General features: G+C 70.0%; 5 protein-coding genes. 3 read left to right on the top strand and 2 right to left on the bottom strand.

From position 1 onward, the window contains the following. On the bottom strand, positions 1–423 hold a 423-nt coding region (locus tag VN520_RS26590), incomplete at its 3' end, for a pyridoxal-dependent decarboxylase (RefSeq protein ID WP_325749480.1). Between the two features lie 71 nt (positions 424–494). Between VN520_RS26590 and VN520_RS26585 the strand changes: the two genes are divergently transcribed. The 3 genes from VN520_RS26585 to VN520_RS26575 are packed head-to-tail and all read left to right on the top strand — an operon-like array spanning position 495 to position 3,291. Next, the gene (locus tag VN520_RS26585; protein WP_325749479.1) at positions 495–2,231 is read left to right on the top strand and encodes a RiPP maturation radical SAM C-methyltransferase; all 1,737 of its coding nucleotides are present in this window, start codon (positions 495–497) and stop codon (positions 2,229–2,231) included. A gap of 14 nt (positions 2,232–2,245) precedes the next feature. After that, on the top strand, positions 2,246–2,923 hold the full coding sequence (locus VN520_RS26580; RefSeq protein WP_325749478.1) for a DUF5825 family protein: 678 nt from the start codon (positions 2,246–2,248) through the stop codon (positions 2,921–2,923). A gap of 2 nt (positions 2,924–2,925) precedes the next feature. Then, positions 2,926–3,291: a hypothetical protein gene (locus VN520_RS26575; RefSeq protein WP_325749477.1), complete on the top strand. Its 366-nt coding sequence runs from the start codon at positions 2,926–2,928 to the stop codon at positions 3,289–3,291. 111 nt (positions 3,292–3,402) lie between these two features. Here VN520_RS26575 and VN520_RS26570 read toward each other — a convergent pair. After that, a partial coding sequence (locus tag VN520_RS26570) for an NADase-type glycan-binding domain-containing protein (RefSeq protein WP_325749476.1) occupies positions 3,403–3,912 on the bottom strand: 510 nt, incomplete at its 5' end.

Below are 3,912 nucleotides of genomic sequence, written 5' to 3'. Positions count from 1 at the left end.
TCCCGGCCCCGACGCATGGGTGAAACGCGGCGGCAGGCCGAGGGCCTGACCGAGCCAGTCGCAGACCCGTTGCTCCAGCTCCGTCGCGGCGGGCGATGTCGACCACATCATGCCCTGCACGCCCAGCCCGGCGGTGACCAGCTCTGCCAGGACGGAGGCGGGCGAATTGTTGGTCGGGTAGTAGCCGAGGAAACCAGGGTGCTGCCAGTGGACCAGTTGCGGCACGATCGTGCGCCAGGTGTCGTCGAGGATTTCGCTGAGGTCCTCGCCCTGTTCGGGTGCGACGGCCGGGAGCAGCTTCAGCGTCGTACCCGGCGCCCCGGGCGGGACCACGGGCAGTCCGGCGGCGGACAGGGCCTGCCAGTGCGCGGCCAGTCGTTCGGCCGCGTCGGCCGCGACGGCCGGGAAAGCATCGTCGTTCATGCGCCGACGTTATTGCGCGCACCCCTGTACACCTGCGCTCCTGGGGTCATGATCACTCGTACGAGCCCTCTGTGGCTTCCTTCCGGCCCGAACTTCCGCCTGCCTCCCGCGCAGCACTCCATGACGCCGCGGCCGGGCCGTCCACCGTGCCGCACCCGGGCCCCGCCGCCCGCCCGCCCGGCCGGAAGGAGGGCACGACCGCGGAGAGCCGGACCCGGACGACGCTCTGGCTGCACGAGCATGTGGAGGAGTTCACCAACGAACTCGCCCGCCGGATCGCCGCCGGTGAACCCGATGTCGTCGGCTTCACGACCACCTTCCAGACCCTGACCGCATCCATGGCGGTCGCCCGGCGGCTCAAGGAACTCTCGCCCCGGACGGTGACCGTGTTCGGCGGCGCCAACTGCGAGGGGCCGATGGGCGAGGCGCTGCACCGCAACTTCGACTTCGTCGACTACGTGGTCCGCGGCGAGGGGGAGCTGGCCTGGCCGGGGCTGCTGCACTCGCTGACCGCCGACGAGGCGGCCTTCGAGACCGTGCCGGGGCTGTGCTGGCGGGACGGGAGCGGATCCTCGGTGCACAACGCCGTGAGCACCAAGCCGCTGCCGCCCGCCGCGATGGTGCTGCCCCACTACGACGAGTACGTCGAGCAGTTCACGAAGTCGCACGCCCGGTTCTGGCTGGAGCCCAGGCTGGTCGTCGAGAGTTCCCGCGGCTGCTGGTGGGGCGAGAAGCACCACTGCACCTTCTGCGGCCTGAACGGCGCCAGCATGATGTTCCGCAGCAAGCGGCCGGAGCAGTTCTTCGACGACCTCGTGACGCTCACGAAGCGGCACCGGATCCTCGACGTGATGATCGTGGACAACATCCTGGACATGTCCTATCTGGACTCGCTTCTTCCCCGGCTCGCCGAGGCGGACCTCGACCTGCGGCTGATGTACGAGATGAAGGCGAACATGCGGTACGAGCAGCTGGAGACCATCGCGAAGGGAGGCGTGGTCTGCGTCCAGCCCGGAATCGAGAGCCTGAGCAGCAAGGTGCTGAAGCTCATGGACAAGGGTGTCTCCGGCTGCCTGAACGTGCGCGTGCTCCGGGACGCCGAGTCGCTGGGACTGACCGTGGCGTGGGCCTACCTCTACGGTTTCCCCGGGGAGACCGTGGAGGACTACACGAAGATCATCGAGCAGTTCCCCAGGCTGCACCACCTGGAGCCGGCCGGCAGCGACGACCGGCTCGCGGTCCAGCGCTTCGCCCCGTACTTCGAGAACCCCTCGCTCGGCTTCCACGAGCGGTGGGCGGCCCCGCAGTACGGGCTCACCTATGACCTCCCCGAGAAGGAACTGTTCGACCTCGCGTACATCTTCAAGGCGACGCACCGAGGGATCGGGAACGACACGGCCTGGAAACTGCGAGCCGGCATCGACGAGTGGCGCGACGCGCACTGGCGCAGCCAGCTGTCGTACTTCGGGACCGAAGAGGGCATCACGCTCACCAACACCCGGCCGGGCTTCGACTGGGACGTCGTCCAGCTCACCACCGACGTCGAACTCACGCTCTTCCGCCTGCTCGACCAGCCGAGGACGCTCGAACACCTCGAGCGCGAGTGCTCGAAGCGGTTCGGGCAGTCCGACGTCAGCTCCGTGATCGACCGGTGGATGGAGCTGGGCCTGCTCTTCACGGACGACGGCCGTCTGATCCACGTCGTCACGAAGGACCGCAACCAGAGGTTCATGCAGATCCGGGTGGGCCAGGGACTGGCGGCGCTGCCGGAGGCCGGCCGGCCCTCCTCGGAATCCGTAGCAGTGTGAGGGGCGAGGCTGCCATGCCGACGACGAACGATGCCGTGACGGTTCCCGGTGACGGGTCCGACGTCCGGTTCAGCATGTGGCGCCACGGCGACGCGACGGTACGCGCGATGCCGGGCATGCACCTCGGTGACCGCGTGCTCGGCGGAGACGTCGCGGACGAGGCACACCGGATCCACCGGACCGGCGCACGGTTCGTGTCGGTCGAGCCCCTCGTCGACCTCGGTGGCCGAGCGGGGACGGAGCACGTCATCCCCGCGCTCTCCTTCATCCGCGAACTCACCAGCTACGGCGTGGAAGTGAACTGGCGGGCGAAGATGACGGCGCCGGACGGTCCCGAGTGGTGGGTGTTCAGCCACCTCTTCCCCCCGTCGGTCCTGGAGGGGCCGCGCGGCGCCGAGGCACTGGCCCTGTGGCGGGCGAGGTACCACGTGGGCAGGTGCTTCTTCCGCCGGGGCCCCGGATTCCTGCAGATCCGGGACCGGCGCCACGCAGGTCTGCGCCGGCTCACGGTCCCGGACGGCGCCTATGTCTCCGCGGTCGAGTCGCTACTGGCCGGCCACGGGGCGGACTCCGTGTCGGCCGCGGTGATGTCGGTGTTCGAGAAGCATCACCTGGCCGTCCGGATCGGCGGCGGCGTCTGGTGGGCGCCGTACCGGCTGCGGCGCTGGGCTTCACCGTCCTGGGAGGTATGAGCATGTACGTCAGCATCGTCCTGTGGAACCTGAAGGACTCGGACGCGACGGTCGAAAGCCTTCGCGAGTACCTCCGTGACTACGCGGTGGACGCGTTCTCCACGCTCAAGGGGATGCGGATGAAGACCTGGTTCGCGGACGCCGAGAAGGGCTACTGGGGCGCGGTGTACCTCTGGGACGGTGCGAAGGTGGGGAATCCGCTGTCGGTGAGCCGGGCGATCGAACTCATCGGGTACCCGCCGACGACCACGGGTGTGTTCGCGGTCGAGGCGATCGCGGAGGGCGTCAGCGCGACCGAGTCGTTCGTGGGCGTCGGCCGCGCCTTCCAGGGGGCCTCCGCCACGAACCCGGCCGGTGGACCGGCGTGAGCGGCCGGCCGCGGGTGCGCCGGGCCCGTCGTCCCGCTCCGGGACGACGGGCAGGGGCGCCGCACTCCTGTCCTTGCTCAGGAACCGCGCCGGCCGTCCGGCGGTCCCTTCTCACCCGCGCTGGAAGAACTCCACCTCCGCGAGCGCGATGTGGCGGCCCCGGGCCGGTCCGGCGGGGGCGCTGAGCGTCAGCCGGACGGCCGTGACGTCACTGATGCCGACGGGGACCGTCTGGGGGCCGGGCTTGTCGCTCAGAGCGATCGGCTTCCGGTGCACGCGCCCGTCCTGTGCCGTCACCTCCATGTCCATCCGCAGGGCGCGTGCCTCCCGCGCGTACTCCTCGGCGGTTTTCGAGGCGCCGTTGGTGATGATCAGGTCGACGAACCGGAACGGCTTGCCGAAGGTGTACGTCACGGAGGCACCGGGTCCGGGCACTGCCCAGTAGCGGTTGCTGAGCCCGTCCGTGGTGTCGGCCGCCGGGTGGCCGGGCAGCTGGGCGGTGGCCGTGACGCGGGACGGGGTCACCGGCTTGGGCTTGCCGAGCTTGTCCCGGGTGTCCTCGAACAGATGCCGTCCGGCCGGGAGCAGCAGGAAGCCTCCCGCGCACAGGGCCACCACCAC

It is taken from the genome of Streptomyces sp. (assembly GCF_035563135.1).
Taxonomy (GTDB): domain Bacteria; phylum Actinomycetota; class Actinomycetes; order Streptomycetales; family Streptomycetaceae; genus Streptomyces.
Note: the sequence above shows the minus strand (reverse complement) of the source record. Positions and strands in the feature narration are given on the sequence as shown.